Raw genomic sequence first — 24094 nt, 5'->3', positions numbered from 1 at the left:
CAATCGAAACGTTTAAGACGGTGTTACAAATTCCGTGCGGTAGGTTATAAGACCCATATGCATCAAGCTAAAAACGTCCAACCCGCATCCCGAACTTTACCAAACTCCATCCAGCTTCCAGAGACCGGCACAACATCAATCAACCTCGACTCGCTGATTCAAATTTCCTTGATCGTCGGGAAGCTAGAGCTTTCTGAATGTTACTATTCAGTCCCCCGGCAATTATCATTCCCACGCTGGATCGCTCATCGTTATACATAAGTCTTGAATTACCCTTTTGCAATCTTAACCAATGAGGCCTCGATACCATTTGATTGTCGCTTAACACACTAGGCTTCGGAATCGCGATCTGGGGATCGCTCCCACAGAGCATCCGCCCTTTGTGGGAGCGACGCCTTCGTCGTCCCTCACCTAACGCTACATGAGGGAAAGCCATTGACTTTCAATACCCACTGATTTTTCAAACAGTACCGTTCCCAGGTATTCGATAACCTCTGTTCAGCACCTTTACCGGTACTTGTGTATAACCGCGAGCGCTGTAGCGTGGGACGATAGGGGGATGTGAATAATTACTCCTGTTGTAAAAACCAGCCCAAACCCGCAGTTATTTGCCGAATAGTAAAATCCCCGCACGATCTCCCCCTGCCTCAAATAGCCTGCTGAAAAATCGTGATGGAGGGTTTTTTTACGAACTCGATTCATCACTAATCAAGCAAAGCATCACGGTCAGCGGTATAAAGAGCGGTGTCGTTGAGAGAAGGTATGACGCCACCAAGATTTGACGGTCAACGCAGACGCCATACCCCAGAACCGTGCCGAATCACGATCCTCAGTGTGACATATCTGGGGAATAAATCCAGCCCTCATCGGCCTTTTTGTCGATGTGCCGATCCGCCCGCCTTTATCATTGTCACCGTTGTCATACACAGGTCATCATCTGCTCGAGTTGTGATCGTGGTCAGCCTTATTGCACCCGCGGATGCGCCGCGTCCGCCCGTTTAGACTCCCGCAGGCGCGCCGGGAAAAAATATCAGTCCACCCGCTCAGGACGCTTCCATAATGCCAGCCGTCAACAACGGTTTCGAGAACGACAGAAACAAAAAGTAACGCATCAGGGTTCAACCGATCCAACGTTGTCGGCATTAATCGGTGACCGGGACAGCAATAAAATTCAGACACATTGCTGGATTATTGAAACCTCGATTGAACATGACCATGAATATTTCGAAGGCTTTCTGAAGGTTTCTCTCCAAAAAATAATCATTGCACTTCGTAATGAGCGTCATTTGTTACGCGATATGAATCAAGCGATTTCCGATGAAACACAAAGGCGCAAAGGAGGTGATATTGATGCTGGCGATTTCAAGCAAATTTGTGAGGAAGTCATGTTTGAAATTTCTTAACAAAGTCCAGCGAATAATCTGTATCCAAACGGCTTCTCAGCTGACCAATTCGCTAGCGTAATTGAATCAGGGATGATTTGGGATGTTCTTCATTAGAAGTAATTTCCTTCGACAGACACTTTTAACAATCATCGGTGTTGGCCGAATTGGGAAAGGGAAGCTTTCCCTATAAATCTTATTGAAAGCTAAGAACTATATGACGATTCGAATGATGATTGACAAACTGCTGCAACTTATATACGGTGACATTTTGTCACCAATAGAGAAATGTTCTCATGGCCATCGCAAACAATGAACGCATTACTGCCAGAGTCAGCGAGCAAATCAAAGAAACGCTGATTGCTGCTGCCGACTTAACTGGTGCGACCCTCAATCAGTTCTTGGTACAGGCGGCGCTTGAGAAAGCGGAACGGGTCATTGAAAAAGATAAATTGATTCATCTTAGTCAACAAGATGCTGAATTTTTCTTTGATGTGTTAGACAATCCGCCTGAACCGAATGACAAACTAATCAATGCGGTCAAAAATTATAAGGCCCGCATTAAGTGAGTTCGATTTTAACGATCGAGACACTGAGTAAGACACATCATCGCAATGCGTTTGATTGCGGCGACGAATTGCCCAACTACTTTTTACAAAAAATTGCTCGGCAACATAACGATAAGGGGTTGTCGAAAACGTTTGTTTTGGTTGATCGACAACAGCCCGAAGAAATTATCGCTTTTATGACCCTCGTGGTTTGTGAGGTACTGGCCGACCAGATACCACATCAATGGGCAAAAAAATACCCGGATAAGATACCGGCCGCCAAACTTGCAAGATTAGCCGTTGCCAAAGATCAGCAAAGAAAAGGATATGGCCAGTTACTGCTGATCGATGCGTTACAGAAAACGCTCGATGCCTCGCAGGTTATGGGGATAGCAGGGCTTTTTGTCGACGCAAAACATAAACAAGCACAGGCCTATTACCAGCAATTTGGTTTTTTGGCTTTACCGGAACAACTCGATAATTTGTTTATGCCGATATCGACCATCATAAAAAGTTTGAGTCGATAATATATCGTGCTTTTCTGCTTCTTTGAGCATGATTATTTTACGTCGTTTTGCATCAATGCATAGTGTTGCCTTTGAATTGCAATGATTCAAAGATTCTGTGTTCTGTTGCTTATGTTAATAACACTTAACATAAGTTGGGTCAGGGGGGAGGCTTGACTCTATCAAAAGCATTGGAGAAACATTTTGATTTCTGCTGGTACAGTTAAACTAGAATGAGTCAGCGACGATGAAATGTCAGGTAGATTTTATGATAGAACAACAAATCATGCAGGAGCTGCAAGGCATTCCTGAATATAAACTCGCCGAAATTTATGATTAGATTCATTACTTCAGATTGGGACTCGACAAGGAACGAGCTGGAGAGCGCAAGCCTGGATTGTTGAGTGGGAAATTAGGCGACGCTTTTTTTGAGCCATTACCGGATAAAGAGCTGAGCGCGTGGAAATAAATGCTGATCGATTCCCATGCGCTGTTGTATCGAAAGTAAATAAATTAATAGCGGAAGAAAAATAATGATTAATCGAGCAGCAGTGATTCTTGTCTACAAGAAACCAGCCTTAGACTGGGTCAATGAGTCTGATCCATCAGGAAAAAATCCGGGGATGACAATCGAGTCGATCAATGAAGACAATACCGTCTATTTGATTCGGCCGGAAGAGGCCGATACACCCGATGCATTAAATCAATGGATCAAACTGAACTATAAAATCCTATTCGAGAATGAGCTTGAAAGTTGGTATATGGATGATAGATTGTGGCCCCAAAAGCGCACTTTAAAAATGTTCCGTGAGTGGTTTAAGGTCGAATGGCATTCAGTCATCGAGGATACGGTAGGGGACCCCATTGGAGACGATGAAAGTTAGATGATGGGTGGTCTGTTCAACCGGGAAATTAAATGACATACTCAATAGAACGGAAGTTCGTCATCGCCGGAGCTTCCAGTGCATTGTTCGATCTTAGCGACTCTGATAATGTTTTTCGCGAAAAAGGGCCAAAGGCCTATAAAACATATCAAGAAGAACATCTTGATGTCATTTTGGAAAAAGGAGTGGCGTTTCCTTTCATCCGAAGATTTCTGAGTATCAATGATAAATTACAACAGCAACAACCTGTTGAAATTGTGCTTTTATCTCGCAATTCAGCTGTACCGGGCGTCGGGTTTTTAGATCAATCCGACATTATGGTTTGAATATTACCCGAGCGGCATTCATGGAAGGGAAATCGCCTTATGCCTATATCCCTGCATTCAACGTATCGCTATTTTTGTCAGCAAACGAAGAAGACGTCGTCACGGTAATCGATTATGGCTATCCAGCGGGCACGGTTTTGCCTACGAAAGTTGTCGATGATCTAGGCGACGGAGAGCTTCGCATTGCCTTGGATTTTGATGGGGTCATCGCGGATGACGAGTCAGAGACGGTCTATCAGGACGGCAAACTTGAGGATTTTTATCAACACGAAACCGATAATCAACATATTCCCCAAAATGTAAAAACCAGCCCAAATCCCTCTAAAGCACTTGATTTAAATGGGTTTCTGCGATTTTTTACGTATTTTCTTCAGATCTTTTAGACTTGCCAATCAACACCGGCAATCAGCCATTGCCACTGTGCCTGATTAACGGCAAATACGGTTTCGGAGGCCTTGGGCCAGGTAAACGAGCCTCGATGCAGACGCCGCTGACACAGCCAGACGCCATTGCCGTCCCACAGCAACAATTTCAAACGATTGCCGGCGCGATTGCGAAAAATAAACGCTGCCCCGGCGCATGGCGCATGACCCAAGCGCTGTTGGACAATCGCCGACAAGCCATCAATGCCCCGCCTCATGTCGACCGGCTCGACCGCCAGCCAGATTTGCGCCGGACTCTCAATCAAGCCAGACATTGCAGCAACTCCCCGAGCCAATCGGCACCAGCGGGTAAAGGTTTTGTAATTTAAACCGACCTGACGACAATACGCTGATTTCGTCAGTTCGCTGGCTTGCCAGGCTTCGATGTGATGTTTCTGTCTCTCCGATAATGCCATGTGCTCTCCTTGTGGAAAAATCCTGAGGATAACAGTGGCTGCGAGTGATTTTTAGATGGTGGCGCTGGACGCTTACAACAAAAGCATACACGCGGACTGCCAAAAGCGGCGTGGCTTTTGCTAACGACAGCCACACCACTTTTGGCATCCGGTGATGCTAAGCGTTAAGTGCCTTTAGGCAAATTGGAGTTCAAATGAAATTTGGAAATACAACGCCAATATTAAGAAGCTTTGATGAAATAAAAGCTAAAGAATTCTATCTGGATTTTTTAGAATTCAATTTAGATTGGGAGCATAGATTTGAGGAAGGTCTACCACTTTATATGCAGATTTCAAAAGGTAAGTGCGTTATTCATATATCTGAACATCATGGAGACTGCAGCCCTGGTGCGGCTCTTCGAATTCAGGTAAGTAACCTAGAGCAGTATCATGAGCTTTTACTTGGTAAAAACTATAAATACGCTAGGCCTGGCGTACAAGAAATGCCGTGGAGCAGCAAAGATATGTCGATTGTTGACCCATTTGGTAATCGGCTTACATTTACAAGTTCAGTCAGCACTTAACAAGCGCTAACAGAGTAACGCGGTTCTGCCGCGCACCTGAAGCGAACGTTATGCAGTCAATGTGAATCGCTATGCATATAAGAGTAGTCAGGTTACTTTTTATCGCAGAAGCACCACACTTCTGTTCGAATGACGTTACATTATCGGCCTACAAAGCACTCGGCTGTAAAGAATCGCTACGCCAATATTCAGACAAGTCTTTATCAACGAATCGTGCTATGGAAAATTCCTCAATGTCTATCGAATCGGCCGGCATGCGTTTTTCAACGACTAATTCAGCGATGATCTCGCCGAAAATCGGCGCATATTTCAAAGCTTGGCCGGCGCCCAAGCAGTGATAGAGATTACTTACTCGAGTGTCAGCCCCCAGAATGAATTTTAGATCGGGCGTAATATCGAAAAATGAATGATAGCCTCCGGCATAAACGGGTTTTCCGATTCTTGGAAAACGGCTGATGATTTTGCCAAGATAGCTGTCGAGTTGCTGATGATTAACATTAAAACTCAGCGCGTCGTAAATGACATTAGCACCATCGGGATTCATTGCTGCTCGGCTGAATGAACGGGCAACGTCTTTCACATTGCGCCGTCTCGGTTGGTGCATATGCAAAATACTGCCGCGCCAGCGTCTAAAATAGGCTTGATTGACATAGTCGGCGATAATCGGCATGGATTCCGGAATATCGCTGACACTCACCAAAAAATTAGCCGCGTACACGGGCTCCAATGCCACGGGAATGCGCAAACCGATGCCGGCAAACAATTCCGAACTCCAACCGCCCGCGGCATTGACCACATGCTTCGCCAGGATTTTTCCTTGGCTGGTGTGCAAGGCGGAAATATTATGTCGAGTATCTTGCTCAAAATCGAAGACCTCGCAATGCTCTAAAATGTCGATGTTATTTTTTTGAGCGGCGGTCTGCATTGCATTCAGGATTTGCGGGGAATCCAACTGCAGGACGTCAGGCTCGTAATAGTAAATCTCCTCGGGGACGGTTTTAACCGCATTTCGAGTGAGTTCGGTCACATCTTGATGAGAAATCATCGTAAAGTCGATGTTTTCTTTTTGCATTGTTTGCTCTAAGTCCATCCAATTTTTTGAGGCCTTTCCGGAATGACTCTCGGCGATCCAAATAGCCCCTGACTGTTCAAAAGGGATATCGACACCCCAAATCGGTTGCAAATTTTTCCAATACTGTGTGGCTATTTTGGCCATCCTTGCCGCCATTGGCGACGCATTGGCGGAGCGGACAATCGCGCTATGGCGGGAACTCAAACCCGCCCCCAATACTTTTTTCTCTACAATAGCCACCTTTCCTGCTTTGTTGCCGAGCTTGCGCCTTATCGAAAAAGCACAGGCAGCGCCCAGACAACCGCCGCCGATCACAACCGTATGGTACTTTTTAATCATGACCGCCTTCTCCTTTTCCAAAAAGTGAACCAATGAACCTGCAAACGTAAGGCTGAGGCGAATTCCAAACGACTAAGTCCTGACGGACGATAATCCACCGTCGACACGCATGATTTGACCGGTAATCCAACTGGCTTTGTCGGACAATAAAAACAACGCCATCTGGGCGATGTCCTCGGCTTCACCGACGCGATTCAGCGCATGGCGCGCGGCGGCAGCCTGTTTTTTAGCGTCTTCGCGTATCAAACGTTCGGCTAACGGGGTGTTAGTTAATGAAGGAGCAATCGCATTGACGCGTATCTTCGGAGCCCATTCCGCAGCCAAGGAGCGGGTCAAACCTTCCACCGCGCCTTTAGTGGCTGCGACTGTGGCATGGTATGTAAAACCGGTATTCACCGCTACGGTGCTAAAAAGCACGACCGAGGCCGTCTCCGCCGCCTGAAGATTACGCTGATAATGCTGCAAGCAGCGCACCGCACCCAGCAGATTGAGTTCCAAATCCTGCCGAAACTGATCGAGCTTGATCGTTGCGAAGGGTTTTAAGTTGATACTGCCGGGACAATAAACCAAGCCGGCCAAGGGCTCGTCCAAAGCTGGTAAGGGGTCGGTTAAGACATCGCAGTTAAAATGCTCCGACAAACCCGGTTCTGCGTCTGAACGACTGATGGAATAAGTTTGGAATTGCCCCTGAGCCAAGCGGGTAAGAGCTGCGCCGATACCACTACTAGCACCTATGATCAAAATTTTACGCATGATCCGTCCTCAATGGTCAATCAACCTAAAAAATCAATTGGAGTACGAAAGGTATAACGATAAGGTTACCGTGCGAATGACGTTAGTCAATCGCGAGTATTGACAATTTACCGAAGACCGGCAATGCAATATCGTCGTAGACGAATTACCACCCTACCCTGCTTCCGGCGGAACGACGGCAACACAGCAAGCGAATCTACTTCATGGCAAATCGGAGCCATTCTGCTCGGCTATCTCGTTGACCTTTAAGAGATGCTATGTAGGCTGTCGAAAAAAACCATTTTTAGCTTATTGCTATGCTCCCACTTTTTAAACTGAAATATTTTTTGAATTGTTAGTGTTCATAAGCTATTAAGCGCCATGCGTACCCCTCGGGATTATGAAGGAATGGGGCGTGGCTAGCGAGGGTTTCGGCAGCAGGGAACTGCCGTCAAGCCCCCCATGGATGGGTTCATCCAGCCCCTAAATTCCAAACGATTTAGTTGCTGGATCAAATTTCGATAATTTAGGGGCTGAACCCTCGGTAGACACATCCCACTCCTTTTATTCTGAGACGGTTTTCGATCAAAAGGGAGTAATACAAAGCCTGAGCGTGTTCATCGAATTTATAGTATTCGCACATCAAATTTCGTTTTTTATTCTCTCTTCCTAGCCTTCTCCCGGAGGAAGAAGGTACAAAAATGCCGAAATTTGATGTGCGATATTCATAATTCGAACCATTGAACGACAAATCGATAGGCCTTCACATTTGTAATATTATTCGGTGCCTTATCGTCCTTCGAACAAAGCCCGCAGACGTTTTAGTTGCTCTTCGCTCCAGCCTTTAGGTTCGGTCAAGGCCAGCCATACATCGATGTAATGTTTAGCGGCAAAAACATGACCGAACCCCGGCGGCGTAGACCCGACCGCCATGTCGGCCGCCAATTGCAGCATCGTGACAACCGGATACCATCTTAGATGCGGCGAGACGTCCGGCCCTCTGGGAGCTTGCATCCATTCCGGCTCCCGAAAGAACGCATGGCTATCGAAAAACGTTATCGGGTCGCTGGCATATTGCAGATAAGCGATTCTAAAAGTCCCCCACGGCGTATTATCGTCATTCAACCCCGTATATTGATTCATGAATCTAACCACGGTGCCATCGCGAAAACGAGGTAGCCATACCGGAGATTCGGGTTTCCTTTCTTGCGTCACTTTGCGCCAGGTTTCGCTACGGAATGGCGGGCCGCTCCATAGCGCTCCGTCGAATGGGTCTTGAATGATGTCGTACACATCGAAAGAACGATCGGAATTTAGCGCGCCCAAGCTCAGCCCGTGTAAATACAATTTCGGTCGATGATCGCGAGGCAAGTTCGTCCAATAGACATAAACTTTTTCGAACAGCGCTCTAGCCATTTCCGCACCGTATTCCCCCTCGGTTATCAAGGACAAGGCGCTAGGCAAATACGAATATTGCGCGGCAACCGTCGCGATGTCGCCTCGATGTAAATATTCGACGGTATCCAGTGCGGACGGGTCTATCCAACCGGTACCCGTAGGCGTCACCAACAACAAAACCGAACGGTCGAAGGCCTTGACGCGTTTTAGCTCTTGCAAAGCCAATTCGGCTCTTTCTTCCGGCGTATCCGCCGCATTCAGCCCGACATAGATGCGCACGGGCTCAAGCACCGGCTCACCGAAAAAATCGTTCAACGCCTTCTCTGTAGGGCCTGACGACATAAATATACGACCTTGCCTCCCCAAGTCCGACCAAGCAATCAAGGAAGCTTCGCTACCGGTCTTCATTGGATCGTCGGGACGTTCCAAATCATCTTGAATCAAGGCATCCAATTGTTGATAAGAATTATTCGTCGCACGTAAGAACAAAGAAACCACTACACCATCGATAACCGACCAAAACAATATCCCCGCGGCCAATATACTTATCGCATGCGCGACATGATCGGATATGTATCGCGCCAGCCTTAGAGACAAAAATTGAAACGTACGCCGAAACAATCGAGCAAACTGTATCAAAGCGCCGAAAACGAGCGCGGTCATCAAGGCAATGCCATAAGAAGGCATCGCGCCTTCGGGCTCCATGCCCATCATGGACCGCAAATCGTCTTGCCATTGCGAGGCCTGCCAAAGAAAGGCGATTGCGACGATCGAACAAACCCCCGACGTAACGATCCTAAAAATCCTGGTCGCATCGAGGCCAGGCAACGGCAATTCGACATAATCCCAGAACCATCGACCGAAAACGCCAAGCGCGTATCCCACCGTAAAAGACAAACCGGAAATCACCCCTTGAAACGAAAAAGGACGAGGCACTAGACTTGGTGTAAGAGAAAATGCGAAAAAAAGCGTCGCCAGAAATAAGCCCGGTATTGAAAAGCCGAAGCTCAACTTCGTAATCAATTCGTCAATCTTGCGCATAGTAAAATCTTGAGCCGGAAAAAGTTATCATGTCGAAAAAATACGTCATCATCGGGGGTCGATTATATACCTTTCGCACTTCAAATTTCGGCAGTGCCTAAGAAAGCACCGGGGTGCCTGGCAAAGAGGCTACATGGACGTATACACGGCGTCCTTTGACGGGCCCCCGGTGCCGAATTTCGATCTACGATGGGTATAAAGCACGCACCTCAGCCTTCAATTCAATCTTGGCTCCAACTTTAGGAGCGCGCTCTTACTCCTATTTGCGAGCGAAAAAACATCTAATAATCTGAACGCCTTAGTTGCCCATCGGCTTTTAATCTATTCCGACCAACAAATACCCGATTAATTATCGTATAATCATAATCTTACAAATATAACTTAATAACAGTTTTGCAAAAACCTATTTGACACATTCCGGCTGAGCCAAGTCGAAGCATGGCCGGTCTACAGCACTTTCACCGGCCCTTCAAACTACCCTTCACCTTTGAACAGGATCAGGGCGAACGGTAGTTTGAGGCTCTCAACTGCTCTTTTTAAGATTATGAAAATCATTCTCTAACCGACATGGCAAGAAGAAGACGCAAGAAAAAGCATTTTTTACTCTTTACATTCGTCACTTTTTTTAGAATCGGTAAAAAATATCCGCGTGTAAGTGTGCTGACCTTACTCCCCTTGGTTGGTGGATACAGCTATGAAGTGCTGTTGGCTAGGCCGGACATGGCATTTCTAGGCGTTCCGCAAAGCCAAGTGTGGTATCAACCGCTGACTTGGTCGAGAGTATTTCGCAATGATGGATTCATGGTCGGATACTCGGACATTCGTGGCAATCCGCTCTGGGTAATCTACCAAGTCACCGCGATTAAGGACAATGCGACGCCCCATAAACGGCCGCAAACATTCAGCACCGATTGGCGAAGCCTGACGCGTATCAGCCATCAAGACTATACCCGTAGCGGTTTCGACCGAGGCCACATGGCGCCTAACTATGCCATAAGCCGGCTCTATGGCAAACAAGCGCAGATGGATACGTTTTTAATGACCAACATTACCCCTCAAAGATCGAATCTAAATCAAAAAGTGTGGCAGCGATTGGAAGCCGTTGAAGTCGACTTTTTTACCAAATTGCATCGACACGTCTGGGTAATAACCGGCCCCGTATTTTCGAATCCTTTGAATCGATTGAAGAGCAGCTGGAAAGTGGAAGTACCGGAGGCTTTTTATAAAATTTATGCTGCGGAAACCGGATCCGGAATCAAAATGTTGGCCTTCCTGGTCCCGCAAACGGTGCGAGGCAATGAGCCTCTGACCGACTTTATCGTCTCCGTGGACACTATCGAAAAATTAACCGGCTTGGACTTTTTTCATGAGTTGGACGACCCATTGGAGGATAAATTAGAAGCAGCCATCAATCCGAAACCCTGGAAATTAAATCCGGTCGCTCGTTTACCGTCACGTTATTAAGAATTTGGTCATAAATATACCCATCCTAGATCAAAATTAGGCGCCGAAGTAGACGAAAGCCTTATACAAATGCACAGCAAGCTATTGAATTAAATTATTATCCTTCATGATCTTCATGGTGAAATGCTTTGTCTAGGATTAAAGTTTACTACCTCAACGATCAAAAAAGCGCTATAGTCAGAATCACCCACTCTGACTTCAGGAGATACTCATGACAAACACAGAAATCGATAATGACGCCGTGATCAAAGTGCTGAATAACATTCTGGAAGCGGAACTGGCGGGCGTGGTTCGTTATACGCATTATGCCTTGATGGTTGTCGGCTACAACCGAATCCCCATCGTTTCTTGGATGCGCGGTCAAGCGAATGAATCGTTACTCCATGCCAACGAAGCCGGCGAAATGATTACCCATTTGGGCGGCCATCCCTCTTTGGGAATCGGTCCGTTGCTGGAAACGCACCGTCACGATATCGGAGCCATTCTCCGGGAATCATTGGATCATGAAGCATCGGCATTGGCCGAATACCATCGCTTATTGGAGTTGGTCGACGGCCGTAGCGTTCTACTCGAAGAATATGCGCGCCGAATGATCGCCCAGGAAGAGATCCATTTGGGTGAAGTGCGAAAAATGCTCAATAAACCAGCCGAATAGCCCATCGCTTACTGTTAGCGTATTTGCATAGTAAGTATGGCAACCGGAAGTTTGCCCGGGCGGATTGAAAGCGACGCATTGGGTTCCGTTGAAGTCCCCGCCGATAAATACTGGGGCGCGCAAACGCAGCGTTCGTTGCAGTATTTCGCGATTGGCGACGAACGCCTGCCCCGCCCGCTCATCCGTGCGCTCGGGATCGTCAAACGTTGTGCGGCCTTAAGCAATATCGGCCAAAACAGACTCGATGAAAAGCTCGGCCGCGCGATAGTCGATGCGGCACAGGAGGTCATCGACGGCGCATTGGATGAACACTTTCCGCTCGTGATCTGGCAAACCGGCTCCGGCACGCAGTCCAATATGAATGCCAACGAAGTGATCGCCAATCGGGTCAACGAACGCCTGGGCGGCGCGCTCGGCTCGAAATCACCGGCGCATCCCAACGATCACTGCAACCTCAGCCAGTCTTCAAACGATGTCTTTCCCAGCGCGATGCATATCGCCGCGGTCGAGCAAATCCATTTCCTGCTGATCCCATCATTGCAAGGCTTACAGCAAACGCTGTATGAGAAATCCGAAGAATGGGCCGATATCATCAAGATTGGACGCACGCATCTACAGGATGCGACACCGCTGTCGTTGGGCCAAGAGTTTTCCGGTTATGCGGCACAGGTACAACTCAGCATCGAACGGCTACAAGACAGTCTCAAACGCCTGTATCCTCTCGCGCAAGGCGGGACCGCAGTCGGGACGGGCTTGAACTCGAACACAGGTTTTGCCGAACTATTCGCCGATGAAGTTGCCAAATTCACCGGGTATCCTTTCACATCGGCAGCCAACAAGTTCGAAGCGATGGCCGCGCACGACGCACTGGTAGAACTATCCGGCGTATTGAATTGCAGCGCGGTCAGCCTCAATAAAATTGCTAACGATATTCGCCTACTGAGTTCCGGTCCGCGCTCCGGACTCGGTGAACTGATTTTGCCGGCTAACGAGCCCGGCTCGTCAATCATGCCGGGCAAAATCAATCCGACCCAGTGCGAGGCATTGACGATGGCTTGCGCCCAGGTCATCGGCAATCACACCACAGTAACCCTGGCCGGCGCGCAAGGCCAGCTGGAACTCAATACCTTCAAGCCGGTGATCATATATAACGTGCTGCAATCAATACGCCTTCTCGGCGATGCCACGCATAGTTTTACCGAACATTGCGTGGCGGGCATCGAACCGAATACCGAACGGATAGCAGAATTGATGGAACAATCGCTGATGCTGGTCACCGCGCTGGTTCCGCTGATCGGCTACGATAAGGCTGCCCAAATTGCCAAAACGGCTTTGCAAAACGGCACGACGCTTCGCGAAGAGGCCATTGCCGGCGGCCTGGTGAGTGCCGAACAATTCGACGCCATCGTCCGGCCGGAACGAATGATCAAGCCAAAATAAGCCATCCGGTTTAATAACGATAACAAGCGAGGAGAAAAACCATGCACGTAAGCCATGAACAAGCAGAAAAAGCGATTGCTTCAGCCGTCGCTGAGGCCAACAAAATCGGCACGCAAATGTGTATCGCCGTGGTCGATTCCGGCGCCGATTTGAAAGCGTTCACACGAATGAACGGCGCCTGGGTCGGCAGCATCGACATTGCCATCAAGAAAGCCAAGACCGCCTGCTTCTTCGGCATGAACACCGGTCAAATCGGTCAGCTATCGCAACCGGGCGGACCGCTTTTCGGAATCGAACACTCCAACGATGGCTTGATCACCTTTCCAGGCGGCGTCCCGATTGTCGATGAAGACGGTGTTTTGATCGGCGCGATCGGCGTCAGTGGCAGTTCGGTGGAGAACGATCATCAGGTCGCCAAAGCCGGCGTCGATGTGATCGGCCTCGCCGATTTACCGTCGCATCCCTGGCGGACCTGAAACTAACGTTCATGAAACCTGTGCATCACCACGAAACATGAACGGCAATCTCTTGTGGGAGCAACGCCTTCGTCGCGATGAGTGCGCTGCTCCCACCCTGACCTTCGCTGTACATCGATTGTAAAAAAGTATCGGCAAATAATTCCATGCCTAACGAATCAAAACTCTTCGACGACACGCCGCAGTGGGTTTGCCTCGAATGCGGTTACAACATGATCGGCGAGATGCCCGATATATGTCCGTTTTGCGGTGCTCGGCATGATCGCTTTTTATCGTGGGACGAGGCCGAGAAAACTTATCGAGTGATCGCACGCCCGGTCAACGATTATGTCAGCCAATTGCTTTCGGTGCCGAAATTGGGCCTGGAACATGCCGCTTATCGAATCGAAACCGAGCAAGGCGCGGCTTGGATCGATTCGCCTTCGGCTTTCAATCGGGACTTGACGCCGATGCAAGCCATCTTGTTCACCCATCATCATTTCATGGGCGCATCGAATCAATACCGAAAGCTCTGGAGGGCCGAAGTACGCTTGCACGACTTGGATGCACAGCATACGTTGTCGTCCTCGTTCGATGTCGACAAGCGCTTTACCGGCGACTATTTCGCCTATGGTATTGAAGCCTTCCACATTGGCGGGCACACGCCCGGATTTACCCTCTACATTTACCGGGACGTGCTGTTCGTCTGCGACTATGTGTTTTTGACCGAGTCGGGAATGCGTTTCAATCCGTTCGGGCCAGAGCTGGAAACCCGGACACGAGCCCAGCGCATTCATGAAGTCGTCAAAGCCAGACATTTAGAAACCGTCTGCGGCTATAACTATGTCGCAAACTTCTCAGACTGGCTGGCGCGATTCGAGTCTTTGATATCGAAACGGACCGAATGAGGCCGGCAATGCCTGAGAATTACGAACCAAGCAAAGAAATCGGCCATCGACCGACGAAACTGGTCGTCTATTACGACGGCGCTTGTCCGAAATGCATCCGCGACCGCCGCAATTATGAAAAGCTAGCAGGACGCCATGCAAACAACGTTTATTGGTTCGATATCACCGGACAAGAAAAACGTTTACAGGAATTGGGCATCGACCCGGAAAAAGCTTTAATGGAATTACATGTCAGCGATGCAAACGGTCGGGTCGTTTCGGAACTCGATGCCTACATTCTATTGATGAAGAAGGTTCCGCTGTTGAAGCCTGTGGCCTGGCTGATTAGCTTGCCGCTGATTCGGCCATTTCTTGCCAATCTGTATCATCGGCAAGTCAATCGCCGATTGCAAAAAAGAGGCTTGCTTTAGCTTCGATAGATCGATCAACCCCCACTCTTGCCAACCGATCGGGGCGACGCCGAACATGGCATGCATCGGCGGCCAATAGATAATACCAGCGCGTAGGATGATGTAAACAACGTGTACCGCATCGATCGCGACCGATGCGCTTTTCGGCCTTTTTACCTTTTGCGCGGCGAACGCCGACACTGTCAATTCGATTCTGACGGAATCGGTTTTCAGATGTTTTCCCAGCCAAACGCCGATAGGTTACAATCAGCCCGACTCACTTCCGGCAATCCCTGGTCTCACTATGAACGATGCATTGATCAGTTGCGAATGGTTACAACAGAATCCGGATGTTTCCGATCGAATCATCCTGGATGCCACCTACTTTTTGCCCCGTCAGCAACGCAATGCCCCAAAGGAATTCGATGTTGCGCATATCCCAGGCGCGCAATTTTTCGACATCGATAACATCGCCGATTCGACCTGTCCCCTGCCCCATACGCTGCCCGATGCCGTTCAGTTTGCCGAACAAGCGGGGCAATTGGGAATCGGCAATGATACGTGGGTGATCGTTTACGACAACAATCATTTTTTTGCGTCCGCCCGGGCCTGGTGGATGTTTCGAGTGTTCGGGCACGATAAGGTCAGTGTCTTGAACGGCGGCCTGACCCGGTGGCAACAGCTTCGGTTTCCGGTTACGTCGGACTTCAGCCGGCCGTCGCCAAAACGCTTCGACGCGGTGTTTCGTCCCGAACTGTTTGCGGATTTAGATCAAATGAAGCTTATCCAACAACGAGGCAGCAAACAAATTCTGGATGCCCGCTCCGAGGACAGTTTCAACGGTCGGCGGCCGCTACACGATGCCGGTCTTCTGCCGGGTCATATTCCGGGCAGCCTCACTATTCCTTATAGAAGGTTATTTGCACCGGATGACTTCACGCTATTGCCGGACGAGCGGTTGCGGCGGATCTTTTTCGACGCCGGAGTGGATTTAACCAAGCCCATCGTCACCAGTTGCGGCTCGGGTGTTTCGGCGGCACTGCTACTGTTGGCGCTGTATCGGATCGGTCTGACGGATATCCCGATGTTCGACGGTTCATGGGCGCAATGGGGCAGGCAAGCGGATTTGCCGCGGCAAACCTTATCTTAACGGCAGTGCCGGGCGTCCTTATTCGAGTTCATTTTGACGGACATATAACGCATCGAAAATGGCTTCCAACTGAGGATGAATACCGCGCAAACCGTCGATCACATCGTTGGCCCAGTCGAAATACTCCCGTTTGCGTTCGCGCGTCCAACCTGCGGGCGGCGCCGTCAGAATATCGCGCAGATTACAAATCTTGTCGGCCAACTTCACCAATTTGGCTGCTTCGGACAGCTCCGGCGTATGGTCAATCTGAAGTTGTTTACGCACCGTTTTGTTCAGCGTTTTATCGTCCGTGACCTCCAAGACTACCGAGGCGACCTGTGGACCGAACACGGCTTCGAGTTCGGCTGCGGTGGTTTGTGTGTCCTCAATCGTGTCGTGCAGGACTGCCGCGCATAAAACGACGATCCGTTCGACGCCGCCCTCGTGACACAGCACATTGGCCAGTTCAATCGGATGATTGATATAAGGCGAGGCCCCCGCATCCTTGCGCCGTTGATGTCGGTGCTTGTCGGCGGCAAAGGCCACGGCCTTGATGAATTCTGCCAAGGGCTTGTCTTGTGTTTTCATAATCACTCCTGATCGCGATTTCGCTTGTGTCGAGCCTAAGAATAGCGGACTCCGGAACTCTTTCGAATGAAATTTGGGTGTCGGGCTCTAAAAACTACGCCGATGTTGTCGACAATAAAATGTCGATAGGGTGGCCTTCTACGCAGTCACCCATGTGATAACCATACTATACCGGTCATGAAGGCCTGGCCATCGCCCCGGCAAATGAAAGTTCTTGGTGGTGGAGGGTGCGGCCACTCGCCCGACAGGACGCCGTGAATACGTCCATGTAGGCTCGACGGCGGCTGTCCCTGCCGCCGTCGCCTGTCGGTCGAGCAACCGCCCCTCTTCGGAGCCGGCATTTTCTCTGCCGAGCTTCGTTTATCGAAAAAATTAGATAAAGAGTCCAAATCTACGAACTTTCACAGTAATTATCCGGGACGTGTTCTCTGAGGATCATGACCCATTCATTGTGTTAGCCGATTTCAATGGTTTCCATGTTGACTTTGAACTGGGATTAAAGCGGTTTGGGCCGAAACTAATCATTCTTATGTTTCGAGCAGCAAATCTCGTAAACTGATGGAAAAACGAGCGAAGTTTGTCGGCAATCGCGTCAAGGAACTACAGAATTTTAGCGATTACGTTTTATTGGCTAAGGCAGAGAAATAACTGCCCTTTTTGGTGGATTATCCCGATATGGATGTAACTCAAATTATGATACAAGCTTTTGCCTCATTAATAAGCGCTTATTGGTGGCTGATTCCTCTGCTCTTCCTTCTTGCCTTCCTGAAATCGCCATTCATGAAAGGTGTTTTAGGTGAATTCCAGGTCAATCTGGCGGCCAAATTCTTTCTCGACAAAAATGTCTACCGGCTGTTCAAAAACGTAACGCTGCCGACCGAAGACGGCACCACGCAGATCGATCATATCATCGTATCCCGGCATGGCGTGTTCGTCATCGAAACCAAGAACATGAAAGGCTGGATATTCGGGAGTCCTGAGCAAAAATTCTGGACCCAAAAGATTTACCGGCATAACAGTAAATTCCAGAATCCTTTGCATCAGAATTACAAACACACCCAGAAGCTGCAATCGGCTCTGGAACTCGATTCTGGAAAAGTGTTTTCGCTGGTTGTCTTTGTCGGCGACAGCACATTCAAAACGCCGATGCCGGACAATGTGGTTTACGCCGGCGATTATATCCGGTTCATCAAAAGCAAAACGCAGACTATCCTAAGCGATAGTAAAGTTTTGGATATTTGCGCCAAGATTGAATCCGGCCGGTTAAAGCCAACGATCAAAACGCACCGGGAGCATGTGAGGCACGTTAAAACGATCGTCGAGGAAAAACAGCGCCCGGTTGATGACAACTCATGCCCTAAATGCAGCAAGCCGATGGTGCTGAGAACGGCCCGAAACGGCAATAATCAGGGCAAGCAGTTTTGGGGTTGCAGCGGGTTTCCGCAGTGCAGGACGATTAGGCAAATAACATAAATATCGGCTGTCGACCCGTTTTTGCCACTCGTGTTTCTCCAAAGCGGCCAGTCGGACAAAGCTAGATTCTGAAAACTGGCGGATTACAAAGCAGCCGTTGGCGACCTCATCCAATCGGCCATAAACCGACCTTCGAGCTCACAATCCAATTTCAATAATCCAGGTATCCAGTGACTCAGCCGAATGTCAGGTATTCGGCAAGAAAATCGACATTATGACCGGATCACAACGGCCAATACCGGACTGTTGGACTTGCTTTCTGTATGTCTGGTTCGAAACCTATAACGTTCGAGCAAAAGCTAAATGCGTATCAGTGAAACAAGCACAGCCCTGACAAGCTCACTATAAAAAAATAACAAACCGACTGATATTTATACACATGGATTAAAATATTGTGGATAATCTGGCTTACCGACCTTTTAGTGTCGACGTTTGCCATCTGTTCAAAAATGGAATGCAGTGCACTGCGTTGATAATTTATTAGAAATGTTTTTTATTCCATAACTTTAAATAAAAAATAGGCTTATGACCACCGCCAACATCAATACGACTATGCTGACTTGGGCGCGCGAGCGCACAGGCATCGACGTGTCTGATTTTGCTCGGAAATGCGGTGTCAGCGTAGATAAGCTCAGCGAATGGGAATCTGGCCGTCGGCCTTTGACCTTTAAGCAGGCTCTGACTTACGCCGAAAAAGCGCATATCCCGTTCGGCTATTTGTTCCTAGTTCAGCCGCCGGTTGAAGAATTACCCATTCCTGACTTACGAACCGTAGAAGGCCAAGCCAATCGCAAACTCAGCTTAGAATTACTCGATTTGATCAAACTAATGCAACAACGCCAAGAATGGTACAAAGACTATTTGCAGCAACAGCTCGTTGGTCCAAATGCTATTGTTGGTCGCTTTTCTGTTAATGACGGTGTGAACGCCATTGTTCAAGACATGCGTAATGCACTCGGCGTCGGCAACCATCCTCAACGCGGCAGTTGGGAAGACTATTACCGTGATCTGGTCAACCGCATTGAGTCTATCGGTATTTTGGTGATGCGGCAAAGCGATGTGGGTCATTACACTCGACCGTTGCGAGTCGATGAATTTCGAGGATTTGCACTTGCTGACAATTATGCACCTATCATATTCGTGAACCATGCCGACGCTTTGGGGGCACGGTTGTTCACCTTGATCCACGAACTCTGTCATATCTGGATTGGCCAGTCCGGTATTTCCGATGCCAGTACTCAGACGCACCGTGAAGAAGAAATACTTTGTAATGCTGTCGCTGCCGAATTTTTAGTACCAGCTACTGAATTTCAAGCTATGTGGAGGCAAGACGTTGAAAATTGGCAGGCCAATTTGCCTGTTTTGGAAGCGCATTTTCACGTCAGCACCTGGGCGTTAGCGCGTCGCGCACTAACGCTGAATTTAATAACGCTGGACGAATACCAGCGCTACATTAGTAACCAACAAGCCTCCTATCGGTCCCGCGAAGACAGTGGCGGTCCCAGCTATTACCGCACCAAAAAAGCCCAAATCAGTCAGCGATTTTCCCGTGCAGTTGTCAGCGAAGCACTGAGTGGCCAATTATTACTCCGCGAGGCCAGTCAGTTACTGGGTGGAATTAAACCCGACAAAATCACCACTTTTGCCAAGGAGTTGGGCATTTGAGATATCTGCTGGATTCCAATACCTACATCCAAGCCAAGAATTTCTATTACGGTATGGACATCTGTCCCGCCTATTGGGATTGGCTGGACTGGCAATTTCAATTGGGACTAGTTGCCAGTATTCAGATGATAGGCAACGAACTCAAGGACGGTAACGACGAACTTGCCGAATGGGCCAAAGCCCGTCCAGAACATTTTATAGACAATGACGATACCGAAACCCAAGCGGTGTTTAGTGAAATTGTGCAAAGTGTCGTCGCTGGTGACTACAATGCCGGTAACCGCGACAACTTCTTAGCCAAAGCCGATCCATGGATTATCGCCAAAGCTAAAACCCTGGGAGCGACTGTGGTAACCCACGAATCCTTGCTGCTACCAAATACCAAAAAAGTGAAAGTTCCCAATATTTGTCTGCAATTCGACGTGCCTTGTCTAAACACCTTCCAATTTCTGAGGGAGTTGAACGCACGATTTGTGTTGGAGTAAACTGACGCAATATTGGATTGTTAGCCTGTTTGAAGCGCACCTGATCTTGGCTGGTATTAATCAAATTGCTGTCATTGGATCAGATTGGGCGATAGGCCGCAACGGGTCGCCAGGCGACCGTCTTCTTTTCAGATTCATGCCGGAAAGCGGTCAATGAAATTTCGACACCTGAAAGCGGCCAGTCGTCACTGAGTTCAACCGACCCTAAGCCGCCATACACCTTTCTCCAAAGCGGACGCATGCCCAAGTATCATTTTTTTGGTTTCGCTTCTACGAAGCAGCCTTTCGTGGTCTCCGGCAGTCGGCCATTAGCAGCCGTTGAGCAAGCCGGCGAAATTTTCGATACCTAAGTTCAGCGAATGACAGCTTTATGGTAAGCAACCTTGCTGTCTCTTTGGCTCGACCCGGCCATGAACGGACTGTCATTGTCCAAAAAACACATCAATAAGTGTCTTCTTTGTGGAATTTAGCGGACTTACACCTTTCGCATCCCTAATTCAGATTTGCCGTGTCTATAAAACCATGATGTTGTCACATCTCGGTTTCACGGATACAGTGATGTATGAATGTAGTCCGTTAGTCCTATGGCTTGCTTAACAATCTACGGGCGACGATGGCACCATGATGCCATGCAGTTTGCAAAAGTAAACCGGTTTCCTTATTGATATCCGAGCTCGAGGTATTTCATCAATTCTGTCAATGGCGCCATTAATAAACTTCATTTCACGCCGCCCCAGGCTTTCAGTATGGTGTCTCCAGTCAATAAACTTTTGGGGACGACTATGAAAACGCTTAAAAAACTAAGTATCGCTATTATGCTGTTGGCGAGTTCGAAAGCCTTTGCGGATAGCAACTCACACATTGATGTATTGGCCGAATTGGATACCGGGCCGGGCAATGTCACAGCGACCGCCAATGGCCGGATTGTGATGAGCCAGCATCAGTTTTATCAACCGCAATACGCCGTCGTCGAATACAAAGATCACAAATTAATCCCGTTTCCCAATCGCGAATGGTCGGCGGCCGATTCGACGGCACCGTTGAAGCTCGACTCGGTGCTGGGCATACGCTCGGACGCCAACGGCACGGTGTGGATGCTGGATAACGGCATGCGTAGCGGCGTGACGCCCAAACTGGTCGGCTGGAATACCAAGACCGATAAGTTACACCGGCTGATTTACCTGCCAACGCCGGTTGCGCCCAAGGATGCCTTCGTCAACGATTTTGCGCTGGATGACGTGCATAATCATGCCTTCATCAGTGATCCGGCAGGGGGTGGCAATGCGGCATTGATTGTGGTCAATTTATATACCGGCGCCGCGCGAAGAGTGTTGGAAGGGCATGCCAGCGTGCTACCGGAAAACGTCGACCTGATCATCGACAACGTGCCCATTCAGGTTAAAACAGCATCCGGCGAATTGGCCAGGCCGCATATCGGCGTCAATCCCATCACTGAGGATTTGGCTAATGAATGGGTTTACTTCGGACCGATGCATGGCTTGAGTCTATATCGGGTTAAAGCCGCCGATTTGGTCAACGAGTCGTTAACGGCTCAACAACTCGCCAGCAGGGTGGAACGCTATAGCGATAAACCGATCTCGGACGGTATCAGCATCGATAAAAATAACAATATCTATCTGGGCGATCTGGCCAACAATGCCATCGGAGTGATCGGTACGGATCGCAAATACCGGCAACTGGCGCAATGTCCGAGGCTGTCTTGGGTTGATTCCTTTAGCTTCGGCCCTGACGGACTGTATGCCGTGGTCAATCGCCTGCATCGTTCGGCAACACTCAATGGCGGCGATGCGCAGTCCAAGCCGCCTTACTTTCTGTTGCAAGTTAAAGCCTTGGCGGCAGGGATGCCGGGCCGCTAAAGTTCAATGGCTGTGGCATCAATGCTGCGGCCTATTGCCTTGATCTGCTCGCGCAGCCAGCAATGGGCCGGGTCCTTTTCCCGCAACGGATGCCAAATCATCGCCAAATCGTAGCTCGGCAGGTCGAGTGGCACCGGCAAGATCTTCAGTGCCACCAGTTTCCGAAATTGCGCAGCCAAGCGATAGGGTAAGGACAAAATCATATCGGTTTCCGCCACGATCAACGGCGCCGATAAAAAATGCGGCACGATCAAATTGATGCGTCGTTCCAGCCCCAACTCGGCTAGTTTCTCATCGATCACCCCAACCTGACTGCCGGTACGAGAAATCAGCATGTGGGCTGCCGCCAAATATTCCGCCAATGAAGGCGCATGACGGATGCTAGGATGGTCTTCACGGACCACGCAGGCCATGAGATCGACAAACAAATGCTCGCAATTTAATTGGGCTGGCGGCTCCAATACCGAAGAGAAACCTAACACCACATCCAAACTGCCATTTTCCAATTGCGTCAACGGAAATGCCGGTTCGGTGCGCTTGACATGGATGTCGATGCCGGGAGCGACTTGCTCGATCAAACGAGATAAATCAGGTAGCAGTAAGAATTCCATGTAATCGGTGGCGGCAATCGTAAAGCGCCGCTGGCTGGTTGCCGGATCGAAGGCTTGCGGCGGTTCCAGTAGTCTTTCCATTTCCAGCAGCAGGCTACGCACCGGAGTCACTAAAGCCAATGCCCGATCGGTTGGCTGCATGCCGCTTGGGGTTTTGATCAGCAGCGGATCGTCCAGTTGCTGGCGTAAACGATGCAGGGTATGACTCATAGCCGACTGCGTGATGAACATGCGTTCGGCAGCACGGGTGACATTGCGTTCCTGCATCAATACATCGAAAGCCAACAATAGGTTCAGATCGAAGTTGCGGAGACTGAACATAACGAATCCTTACCGAAAAAAACAGACTTTATAGTAACCAAAATCCTGAATTTCCGACATGAACAGTCTTGATAGTGGGATGAACCTTATACATTTAACAATCGGGCGCTTTTCCCCTACCTTATATCCCGAGCGCGTCGTCCAGCCATTAAGGTTTGAATTCCCCAAGGGTTTGCCCCAGGTTGACGACGCGCCCAAATCATCATGCGACGCCTGTCGCTCACTACAAGACATCATGGGAGAGTCTACCATGTCCGCACAAATTCCAATTTCAACGTTTAAACCCTACCGAGGCGAGAAAGCCCGGTTGGCCAGGGCCTACGATTATCTGATCCTGGTTTTGGCCCTATTTTTATTCATAGGTTCGTTTCACTTGCATTTTGCCCTGACCGTCGGCGACTGGGACTTCTGGGTCGATTGGAAGGATAGGCAATGGTGGCCGTTGGTGACGCCGCTTATGGGTATTACCTTTCCAGCCGCCGTTCAAGCCGTGTTGTGGAGTAAGTTTCGTCTGCCTTTCGGCGCTACCTTATGTGTCGCGGCATTATTGATCGGCACCTGGGTCACCCGCGTATTTGCCTATCACTACTGGAACTATTTCCCCATCAACATGGTATTGCCGGCGACCATGGTGCCCGGTGCATTAGTGCTCGACGCGCTGTTGATGTTAACCAATAGTTTGACCATCACTTCCATCTTTGGTGGATCGGCCTTTGCGCTGTTGTTTTACCCCACCAACTGGCCGATCTTCGGCATGTTCCATCAACCGGTCGAAGTAGCCAATAGTCAGCTCACGATTGCCGATTTGTTCGGTTTCCAATATATCCGTACCGGCATGCCGGAATACCTGCGCATCATCGAGCGCGGCACTTTACGAACCTATGGTCAGTATGCGACGCCGCTGTCTGCATTCTGTTCGGCGCTGCTGTGTTCACTGATGTATCCGCTGTGGTGGCATATCGGCAAGTGGTTTGCCAGTACCCGTTACCTGACCAAAATTTAAGG

General features: G+C 49.1%; 23 protein-coding genes and 2 pseudogenes. 18 read left to right on the top strand and 7 right to left on the bottom strand.

Annotation, left to right across the window (positions count from 1 at the left end):
- The first annotated feature begins 881 nt into the window (after nt 1-881).
- The 5 genes and pseudogenes from ACINK7_RS01900 to ACINK7_RS01880 all read left to right on the top strand — a co-directional run bounded on the left by ACINK7_RS01900 (nt 882) and on the right by ACINK7_RS01880 (nt 4029).
- Nucleotides 882-1403 carry a hypothetical protein gene (locus ACINK7_RS01900; protein ID WP_404359514.1) on the top strand — a complete coding sequence of 174 codons (522 nt, stop codon included), beginning with the start codon at nt 882-884 and terminating at the stop codon, nt 1401-1403.
- Between the two features lie 275 nt (nt 1404-1678).
- A complete protein-coding gene (locus tag ACINK7_RS01895) occupies nt 1679-1951 on the top strand; it encodes a DUF1778 domain-containing protein (RefSeq protein WP_404359512.1) in 273 nt (90 codons plus the stop codon).
- The gene (locus ACINK7_RS01890; protein ID WP_404359510.1) at nt 1948-2457 is read left to right on the top strand and encodes a GNAT family N-acetyltransferase; all 510 of its coding nucleotides are present in this window, start codon (nt 1948-1950) and stop codon (nt 2455-2457) included. Before ACINK7_RS01895 ends, ACINK7_RS01890 begins: the two co-directional genes overlap by 4 nt.
- Nucleotides 2458-2969: 512 nt before the next feature.
- Nucleotides 2970-3320, top strand: coding sequence for a hypothetical protein (locus tag ACINK7_RS01885; RefSeq protein ID WP_404359508.1), 351 nt, complete (start codon nt 2970-2972; stop codon nt 3318-3320).
- A gap of 32 nt (nt 3321-3352) precedes the next feature.
- Nucleotides 3353-4029: pseudogene (locus ACINK7_RS01880) on the top strand (5'-nucleotidase).
- Here ACINK7_RS01880 and tnpB read toward each other — a convergent pair.
- Both tnpB and tnpA read right to left on the bottom strand, forming a co-directional pair.
- Nucleotides 4026-4343, bottom strand: a complete 318-nt coding sequence (gene tnpB / locus ACINK7_RS01875) for an IS66 family insertion sequence element accessory protein TnpB (protein WP_404361401.1) — start codon at nt 4341-4343, stop codon at nt 4026-4028. The pseudogene ACINK7_RS01880 and the gene tnpB overlap by 4 nt on opposite strands.
- A 12-nt stretch (nt 4344-4355) precedes the next feature.
- Nucleotides 4356-4484: pseudogene (tnpA, locus tag ACINK7_RS01870) on the bottom strand (IS66 family insertion sequence element accessory protein TnpA); the annotation flags it as partial.
- A 194-nt stretch (nt 4485-4678) separates the two neighbouring features.
- Between tnpA and ACINK7_RS01865 the strand changes: the two are divergent.
- Nucleotides 4679-5047: a glyoxalase superfamily protein gene (locus ACINK7_RS01865; protein ID WP_404359506.1), complete on the top strand. Its 369-nt coding sequence runs from the start codon at nt 4679-4681 to the stop codon at nt 5045-5047.
- A gap of 148 nt (nt 5048-5195) precedes the next feature.
- Here ACINK7_RS01865 and ACINK7_RS01860 read toward each other — a convergent pair whose 3' ends face one another.
- The 3 genes from ACINK7_RS01860 to ACINK7_RS01850 form a co-directional block, all read right to left on the bottom strand.
- On the bottom strand, nt 5196-6458 hold the full coding sequence (locus ACINK7_RS01860; protein ID WP_404359504.1) for an NAD(P)/FAD-dependent oxidoreductase: 1263 nt from the start codon (nt 6456-6458) through the stop codon (nt 5196-5198).
- A gap of 72 nt (nt 6459-6530) precedes the next feature.
- On the bottom strand, nt 6531-7211 hold the full coding sequence (locus tag ACINK7_RS01855; protein ID WP_404359502.1) for an SDR family NAD(P)-dependent oxidoreductase: 681 nt from the start codon (nt 7209-7211) through the stop codon (nt 6531-6533).
- Between the two features lie 768 nt (nt 7212-7979).
- On the bottom strand, nt 7980-9629 hold the full coding sequence (locus tag ACINK7_RS01850; RefSeq protein WP_404359500.1) for an alpha/beta hydrolase: 1650 nt from the start codon (nt 9627-9629) through the stop codon (nt 7980-7982).
- Nucleotides 9630-10196: 567 nt separating this feature from the next.
- Between ACINK7_RS01850 and ACINK7_RS01845 the strand changes: the two genes are divergently transcribed.
- The 7 genes from ACINK7_RS01845 (at nt 10197) to sseA (ending at nt 16090) form a co-directional block, all read left to right on the top strand.
- Nucleotides 10197-11093, top strand: a complete 897-nt coding sequence (locus ACINK7_RS01845) for a DNA/RNA non-specific endonuclease (RefSeq protein WP_404359498.1) — start codon at nt 10197-10199, stop codon at nt 11091-11093.
- A 211-nt stretch (nt 11094-11304) separates the two neighbouring features.
- Nucleotides 11305-11748: a bacterioferritin gene (locus tag ACINK7_RS01840; protein ID WP_404359496.1), complete on the top strand. Its 444-nt coding sequence runs from the start codon at nt 11305-11307 to the stop codon at nt 11746-11748.
- A 36-nt stretch (nt 11749-11784) separates the two neighbouring features.
- Entirely contained in the window at nt 11785-13188 is a 1404-nt protein-coding gene (gene fumC, locus ACINK7_RS01835; RefSeq protein ID WP_404359494.1) for a class II fumarate hydratase, read from the top strand.
- 41 nt (nt 13189-13229) lie between these two features.
- Nucleotides 13230-13664, top strand: coding sequence for a heme-binding protein (locus ACINK7_RS01830; RefSeq protein ID WP_404359492.1), 435 nt, complete (start codon nt 13230-13232; stop codon nt 13662-13664).
- A 146-nt stretch (nt 13665-13810) separates the two neighbouring features.
- Entirely contained in the window at nt 13811-14551 is a 741-nt protein-coding gene (locus ACINK7_RS01825; RefSeq protein ID WP_404359490.1) for a rubredoxin-like domain-containing protein, read from the top strand.
- A gap of 8 nt (nt 14552-14559) precedes the next feature.
- Nucleotides 14560-14961 carry a thiol-disulfide oxidoreductase DCC family protein gene (locus ACINK7_RS01820; RefSeq protein WP_404359488.1) on the top strand — a complete coding sequence of 134 codons (402 nt, stop codon included), beginning with the start codon at nt 14560-14562 and terminating at the stop codon, nt 14959-14961.
- Nucleotides 14962-15244: 283 nt separating this feature from the next.
- Nucleotides 15245-16090, top strand: coding sequence for a 3-mercaptopyruvate sulfurtransferase (gene sseA, locus ACINK7_RS01815; RefSeq protein ID WP_404359486.1), 846 nt, complete (start codon nt 15245-15247; stop codon nt 16088-16090).
- 18 nt (nt 16091-16108) lie between these two features.
- On the opposite strand, the gene ACINK7_RS01810 is transcribed toward sseA, so the two are convergent.
- Nucleotides 16109-16657, bottom strand: a complete 549-nt coding sequence (locus ACINK7_RS01810) for an HD domain-containing protein (RefSeq protein ID WP_404359483.1) — start codon at nt 16655-16657, stop codon at nt 16109-16111.
- A 675-nt stretch (nt 16658-17332) separates the two neighbouring features.
- On the opposite strand from ACINK7_RS01810, the gene ACINK7_RS01805 reads away from it, so the two are divergent.
- From ACINK7_RS01805 to ACINK7_RS01790, 4 genes are all read left to right on the top strand, one after another.
- Nucleotides 17333-18130, top strand: a complete 798-nt coding sequence (locus ACINK7_RS01805; RefSeq protein WP_404359481.1) for an NERD domain-containing protein — start codon at nt 17333-17335, stop codon at nt 18128-18130.
- A gap of 525 nt (nt 18131-18655) precedes the next feature.
- Nucleotides 18656-19795 carry an ImmA/IrrE family metallo-endopeptidase gene (locus ACINK7_RS01800; RefSeq protein WP_404359479.1) on the top strand — a complete coding sequence of 380 codons (1140 nt, stop codon included), beginning with the start codon at nt 18656-18658 and terminating at the stop codon, nt 19793-19795.
- A complete protein-coding gene (locus ACINK7_RS01795) occupies nt 19792-20280 on the top strand; it encodes a DUF4411 family protein (protein WP_404359477.1) in 489 nt (162 codons plus the stop codon). Before ACINK7_RS01800 ends, ACINK7_RS01795 begins: the two co-directional genes overlap by 4 nt.
- A gap of 782 nt (nt 20281-21062) precedes the next feature.
- Nucleotides 21063-22157: an L-dopachrome tautomerase-related protein gene (locus tag ACINK7_RS01790; RefSeq protein WP_404359475.1), complete on the top strand. Its 1095-nt coding sequence runs from the start codon at nt 21063-21065 to the stop codon at nt 22155-22157.
- Here the strand turns inward: ACINK7_RS01790 and ACINK7_RS01785 are convergent.
- Entirely contained in the window at nt 22154-23089 is a 936-nt protein-coding gene (locus tag ACINK7_RS01785) for a LysR family transcriptional regulator (protein WP_404359474.1), read from the bottom strand. The genes ACINK7_RS01790 and ACINK7_RS01785 overlap by 4 nt on opposite strands.
- Before the next feature lie 250 nt (nt 23090-23339).
- Between ACINK7_RS01785 and amoA the strand changes: the two genes are divergently transcribed.
- Nucleotides 23340-24092 (top strand): bacterial ammonia monooxygenase, subunit AmoA, encoded by a 753-nt coding sequence (gene amoA, locus ACINK7_RS01780; RefSeq protein ID WP_404359472.1) that lies wholly within the window; start codon nt 23340-23342, stop codon nt 24090-24092.
- The last annotated feature ends 2 nt before the right edge of the window (nt 24093-24094 follow it).

This window comes from Methylotuvimicrobium sp. KM1 (assembly GCF_044788715.1).
Taxonomy (GTDB): Bacteria; Pseudomonadota; Gammaproteobacteria; order Methylococcales; family Methylomonadaceae; genus Methylotuvimicrobium.
Note: the sequence above shows the minus strand (reverse complement) of the source record. Positions and strands in the feature narration are given on the sequence as shown.

Excerpts from the sequence above, each read along its gene's own strand:
- ACINK7_RS01900 (WP_404359514.1), top strand. The coding sequence starts at position 882 with ATGTGCCGATCCGCCCGCCTTTATCATTGTCACCGTTGTCATACACAG.
- ACINK7_RS01895 (WP_404359512.1), top strand. The coding sequence starts at position 1,679 with ATGGCCATCGCAAACAATGAACGCATTACTGCCAGAGTCAGCGAGCAA.
- ACINK7_RS01885 (WP_404359508.1), top strand. The coding sequence starts at position 2,970 with ATGATTAATCGAGCAGCAGTGATTCTTGTCTACAAGAAACCAGCCTTA.
- tnpB (WP_404361401.1), bottom strand. The coding sequence starts at position 4,343 with ATGTCTGGCTTGATTGAGAGTCCGGCGCAAATCTGGCTGGCGGTCGAG.
- ACINK7_RS01865 (WP_404359506.1), top strand. The coding sequence starts at position 4,679 with ATGAAATTTGGAAATACAACGCCAATATTAAGAAGCTTTGATGAAATA.
- ACINK7_RS01860 (WP_404359504.1), bottom strand. The coding sequence starts at position 6,458 with ATGATTAAAAAGTACCATACGGTTGTGATCGGCGGCGGTTGTCTGGGC.
- ACINK7_RS01855 (WP_404359502.1), bottom strand. The coding sequence starts at position 7,211 with ATGCGTAAAATTTTGATCATAGGTGCTAGTAGTGGTATCGGCGCAGCT.
- ACINK7_RS01850 (WP_404359500.1), bottom strand. The coding sequence starts at position 9,629 with ATGCGCAAGATTGACGAATTGATTACGAAGTTGAGCTTCGGCTTTTCA.
- ACINK7_RS01845 (WP_404359498.1), top strand. The coding sequence starts at position 10,197 with ATGGCAAGAAGAAGACGCAAGAAAAAGCATTTTTTACTCTTTACATTC.
- ACINK7_RS01840 (WP_404359496.1), top strand. The coding sequence starts at position 11,305 with ATGACAAACACAGAAATCGATAATGACGCCGTGATCAAAGTGCTGAAT.
- fumC (WP_404359494.1), top strand. The coding sequence starts at position 11,785 with ATGGCAACCGGAAGTTTGCCCGGGCGGATTGAAAGCGACGCATTGGGT.
- ACINK7_RS01830 (WP_404359492.1), top strand. The coding sequence starts at position 13,230 with ATGCACGTAAGCCATGAACAAGCAGAAAAAGCGATTGCTTCAGCCGTC.
- ACINK7_RS01825 (WP_404359490.1), top strand. The coding sequence starts at position 13,811 with ATGCCTAACGAATCAAAACTCTTCGACGACACGCCGCAGTGGGTTTGC.
- ACINK7_RS01820 (WP_404359488.1), top strand. The coding sequence starts at position 14,560 with ATGCCTGAGAATTACGAACCAAGCAAAGAAATCGGCCATCGACCGACG.
- sseA (WP_404359486.1), top strand. The coding sequence starts at position 15,245 with ATGAACGATGCATTGATCAGTTGCGAATGGTTACAACAGAATCCGGAT.
- ACINK7_RS01810 (WP_404359483.1), bottom strand. The coding sequence starts at position 16,657 with ATGAAAACACAAGACAAGCCCTTGGCAGAATTCATCAAGGCCGTGGCC.
- ACINK7_RS01805 (WP_404359481.1), top strand. The coding sequence starts at position 17,333 with ATGGATGTAACTCAAATTATGATACAAGCTTTTGCCTCATTAATAAGC.
- ACINK7_RS01800 (WP_404359479.1), top strand. The coding sequence starts at position 18,656 with ATGACCACCGCCAACATCAATACGACTATGCTGACTTGGGCGCGCGAG.
- ACINK7_RS01790 (WP_404359475.1), top strand. The coding sequence starts at position 21,063 with ATGAAAACGCTTAAAAAACTAAGTATCGCTATTATGCTGTTGGCGAGT.
- ACINK7_RS01785 (WP_404359474.1), bottom strand. The coding sequence starts at position 23,089 with ATGTTCAGTCTCCGCAACTTCGATCTGAACCTATTGTTGGCTTTCGAT.
- amoA (WP_404359472.1), top strand. The coding sequence starts at position 23,340 with ATGTCCGCACAAATTCCAATTTCAACGTTTAAACCCTACCGAGGCGAG.